Raw genomic sequence first — 3,800 nt, forward strand, 5'->3', positions numbered from 1 at the left:
GTTTTGAATAATTTATGGGAAGCACGTAAAGGTAGTGCGTCAATTTTTCCTTAAAATCATAAATCTCAACAAACTATTGGGTAGAAAATTCTATATCGGTAGATCAATTTTCTTCATAGTACGCAAAAACTTGACTTCAAATTTACAGCAAATTTGAGACACTGCCGAGAAGATTAAGTTTGAGAAATCCTGAATAATAAAATGTGAGGCAAAAGTTATTTTATTCATTGGATAATCTCTATAGGACTTAAAATATTTGCGTAAATTTATCTCGATTACAATTGCTAAAACAGATATTTTTAAATTTTAATACATATTTTTAAATCATCTCTAAAAGAAAAACAACTACTTATTTATAAAGATAAGCTTATCCTATGTATCTTTCAATAATGAATAAAAACAAAAGATGTCTTATAATGAACAGAGCTGCCCGATTCACTAAAAACGGGGATTTCTGCCAGGGAATTCCTGTAATGCATATCCTGTATCTCCTGCTCATTCTTATAGCTCCTTTTGCAGGGGTGAATCTTCTTTTTATCTTCTCTGTCGTCCTTTTCCTGGGAATACGGTTTTCTGGGAAAACCATTTTATGTGACAGAGATGCTACCAGCCTTATTTTTTCTCTGGCTCTCATGCTCTTTGTTTCCGTGATTTCTGGGAGCTATTCTTATACATATCCTTTCTACATAGTGCTCGCCGCATTTGCGATTGCGGCAGTCGGAAACCATAAAACCTCTTTTTCGGAAACAGATTCTGTACCTGATTCTAATTTAAGGCGGAGGACAATCAAAAAGAGGAGTTTTTCAATACTCTGGAGTTCGGCTTTCCTAGCACTTCGGATTGCTGCTGCATTCTTTGCCGCAAGCTGGATTGTCTACTGGCAGAAACTGCCGGTTTCATATAACCTGATATTCTTCATAGCTGTTATCGGGGCGGTTACCGGTTCTCTTTTCGAGTCAATCCCCTCCAAAATAGACAAGAATATTTCTGTGCCGCTGGGTGCAGGCATGACAATGTGGATTTTTGAAGATTTCAGGTACTGGGTGTCTCCTGAAAAAATGGTCGTAGCACTTGTATTCTCGTTTATCCTGGGTGTGCTGGCTTACAGAGCTAAGATTGCAGATGTCTCTGCCCTTCTGAGTGCTGCCCTTCTGGGATTCCTGATAATTGTCTTCAGTGGACTTTCCTGGTACCTGCTTCTGCTCACGTTTTTTATTCTTGGAGGCGGGTTTACAAAGTATAAATATGCATACAAAGAATCCATCGGGATTGCGCAGGCTAAGGACGGCATCCGGAGTTACGAAAATGTATTTTCAAACAGTACAGCAGCCCTTGCCCTTGCAGTAGCATATGGGGTTTTCCCGGAGCACAGTCTTCCGATCATCTATGCCTATATGGGTACGGTTGCAACAGCTACCGGAGATACTCTGGCAAGTGAAATAGGGACAACAGCAAAAGGAAGGCCAAGAATGATAACAACCCTCAAACTCTCGGAACCCGGGGTTGACGGAGCCGTATCATTGCTTGGTGAACTTGCTGCAATCTTCGGTTCTGCAGTGATAGGAGTCCTTGCATATTTACTGGGAATCTCGGATAATTTTATATTAACAGTCCTTATTACAACCGCAGGAGGGTTTTTCGGGACAAATATAGACAGCTTCCTTGGAGCTACACTTCAGAAAAGGGGAGTTCTTTCAAATAGTGGAGTCAATTTAGTGGCGACCTTTGCAGGAGCAGGGATCTCCGCTGTTTTGTATTTCCTTATAGCTTGAACCAGATAGGAACAATATTATTAATTTCTATTTCCTTATTCCTTTTCTGAGACTCTCAGATTATTTATACTGGTCTTTCATTTTTTTCATTTTTTCACAACTTTCTCCAGGCTTCAAAAATTTTTTCAGTCTTCTTATACCTTTTTTCAGTCTTCTTATACCTTTTTTCCGGCTTCTTCACCGATCTCATGATGTTTCCACTTTTTCTCATGATCTCTCTACTTTTTCTCATGATCTTCCTACTTTTTCCCAGAATCTTTCTAGATTTTCTCAGGTTGTTCACTGCCGAAAAGAAGTATCCATTTATATTTGCATTGCATATTCTTAAGGAAACAGGGTTACTGAACCATTCCACTTTTTATTTCTTCGACTCTTAGTTTTCAAGCTTACAGGAGGTAAACAGATGACAGAAACCGAGTATAAAGATAAGAAAATCCTGCTTGTAATCGCCCAGGAGCAATTCAGGGACGAGGAATGTTTTGTTCCGAAACAGCTTTTTGAGGCTGCAGGAGTAAAAGTTACCATTGCAGCCGAATCTAAGAAAACGTCTAAAGGGATGCTCGGAGGAACAATCAAGCCTGATATCGCGATCTCAGACGCCAGAATTGACGACTATGATGCAATAGTAATCTCAGGGGGCTCAGGCTCTAAAAAGTACCTGTGGGATAACAGAGCTCTGCAGGCACTCGTAAAAGAAGCTGATGACCTAAAAAAGGTGCTCTCCGCGATCTGCATTTCTCCTGTAGTACTGGCAAGAACAGGCATCTTGAAGGACAAAGAGAGCACAGTCTTCAAAAGTCCGGATACTGTACGTGAACTTAAGGAACATGGTGCTATCTATCTGGACAGGGAAGTAGTGGTTTCGGGTCGTGTGGTCACAGGGCGAGATCCTGCAAGTGCTGATGCGTTTGGAAAAGCCGTACTTGAGGCCCTGAAAAAAGCTTAATTTTCATCAAGGATTCTGAAATGCAGATCTCCTTTACCGAAAAGTTGTCTGAGAATTAGATTTCTCAGGTTACCGGGTGTGCTTATTATGACAGCGGAACTTGAAGCCATACTGGCTTATCACCAGGCAAGTAAACACAACTTCAAAGCTTATGCTCCGGGTCCTCATCGCCTGGATCTGCCTCTCAAGCCAGATCCCTTCCTTAACTATCATGGAACTCGACTTTTTAATCTGGAGATCCGGAGCGATGAGCATATAATAGCTGAGACTTTTCCTGCCTATGAACAGGCTTTCTCACCGGAAAAACTCAAGCCGTATGAAATGAGTGTGAAATCGATTTCCAGGCTTTTTTTTGACAGTTTCGCCATTTCTGCCTGGAAGAAAGCAGAAGGTATAAAATGGCCTCTTCGCGTTAATCCTTCAAGTGGAAACCTTCATCCTACCGAGGTTTACCTTCTTTCCGGTCCTGTGAAGGGGCTTCTGAAAACCCCGTCTGTCTGCCATTATGCTCCTTTTCCTCATGCTCTTGAACTCAGAGCGGAACTTTCGTCAAAGACCTGGGAGCTATTAAGTTCGGGCTTTCCTGAAGGCACTTTTTTCGTGGGGCTGAGTTCAATTTTCTGGCGGGTTTCCTGGAAATATGGGCTCAGAGCCTTTCGATATGCACAGCATGATATTGGGCATGCAATCGCTGCTCTGACCTTTGCTGCTGCCGGGCTCGGCTGGAAAACAAGTCTTCTTGCAGACATGGGTTCGGACGAGATTGCAGTGCTTCTTGGCATTTCCGGAGAGAAAGGTCCTGAAAAACAGGAGCCTGCCTGTCTGCTTGCGGTCTATCCGGCAGGAAAGACCTGTACAAAAGGCAGGATTTCTTCCGGAGCGATTCCTGCTTTTAAAAATCTTTCCTGGAAAGGCGTTCCTAACAGTTTAAGCCCAGGGCATGTTGAATGGGTAGGTCTCGAAAAAGCGGCCTCGGCAGCTTATAAGAAGGAAACCGATTACCTTGAAAATAAAGAAGAAGTAAAAGAAGAATCAAAAGAAGAAGTAAAAGAAGAATCAAAAGAAGAATCAAATGAAGAATC

At 41.9% G+C, this 3,800-nt stretch carries 4 protein-coding genes; 3 read left to right on the plus strand and 1 reads right to left on the minus strand.

Annotation, left to right across the window (positions count from 1 at the left end):
* Window positions 1–416 precede the first annotated feature (416 nt).
* Entirely contained in the window at window positions 417–1,772 is a 1,356-nt protein-coding gene (locus A9239_RS10175; RefSeq protein ID WP_048118854.1) for a TIGR00297 family protein, read from the plus strand.
* A 94-nt stretch (window positions 1,773–1,866) separates the two neighbouring features.
* Here A9239_RS10175 and A9239_RS10180 read toward each other — a convergent pair whose 3' ends face one another.
* Window positions 1,867–2,127, minus strand: a complete 261-nt coding sequence (locus tag A9239_RS10180) for a hypothetical protein (protein WP_048155047.1) — start codon at window positions 2,125–2,127, stop codon at window positions 1,867–1,869.
* A gap of 48 nt (window positions 2,128–2,175) precedes the next feature.
* Here A9239_RS10180 and A9239_RS10185 point away from each other — a divergent pair, with 48 nt between their 5' ends.
* Together A9239_RS10185 and A9239_RS10190 are read left to right on the plus strand one after the other, a co-directional pair.
* The gene (locus tag A9239_RS10185) at window positions 2,176–2,718 is read left to right on the plus strand and encodes a DJ-1/PfpI family protein (RefSeq protein WP_048155050.1); all 543 of its coding nucleotides are present in this window, start codon (window positions 2,176–2,178) and stop codon (window positions 2,716–2,718) included.
* Between the two features lie 87 nt (window positions 2,719–2,805).
* On the plus strand, window positions 2,806–3,800 hold a 995-nt coding region (locus tag A9239_RS10190), incomplete at its 3' end, for a SagB/ThcOx family dehydrogenase (protein WP_141706429.1).

The organism is Methanosarcina sp. A14 (genome assembly GCF_001729375.1).
In the GTDB taxonomy this organism is placed as follows: Archaea; Halobacteriota; Methanosarcinia; order Methanosarcinales; family Methanosarcinaceae; genus Methanosarcina; species Methanosarcina barkeri.

What these genes read in the sequence shown, in the direction of transcription:
- A9239_RS10175 (WP_048118854.1), top strand. Translation starts at nt 417, where the DNA reads ATGAACAGAGCTGCCCGATTCACTAAAAACGGGGATTTCTGCCAGGGA.
- A9239_RS10185 (WP_048155050.1), top strand. Translation starts at nt 2,176, where the DNA reads ATGACAGAAACCGAGTATAAAGATAAGAAAATCCTGCTTGTAATCGCC.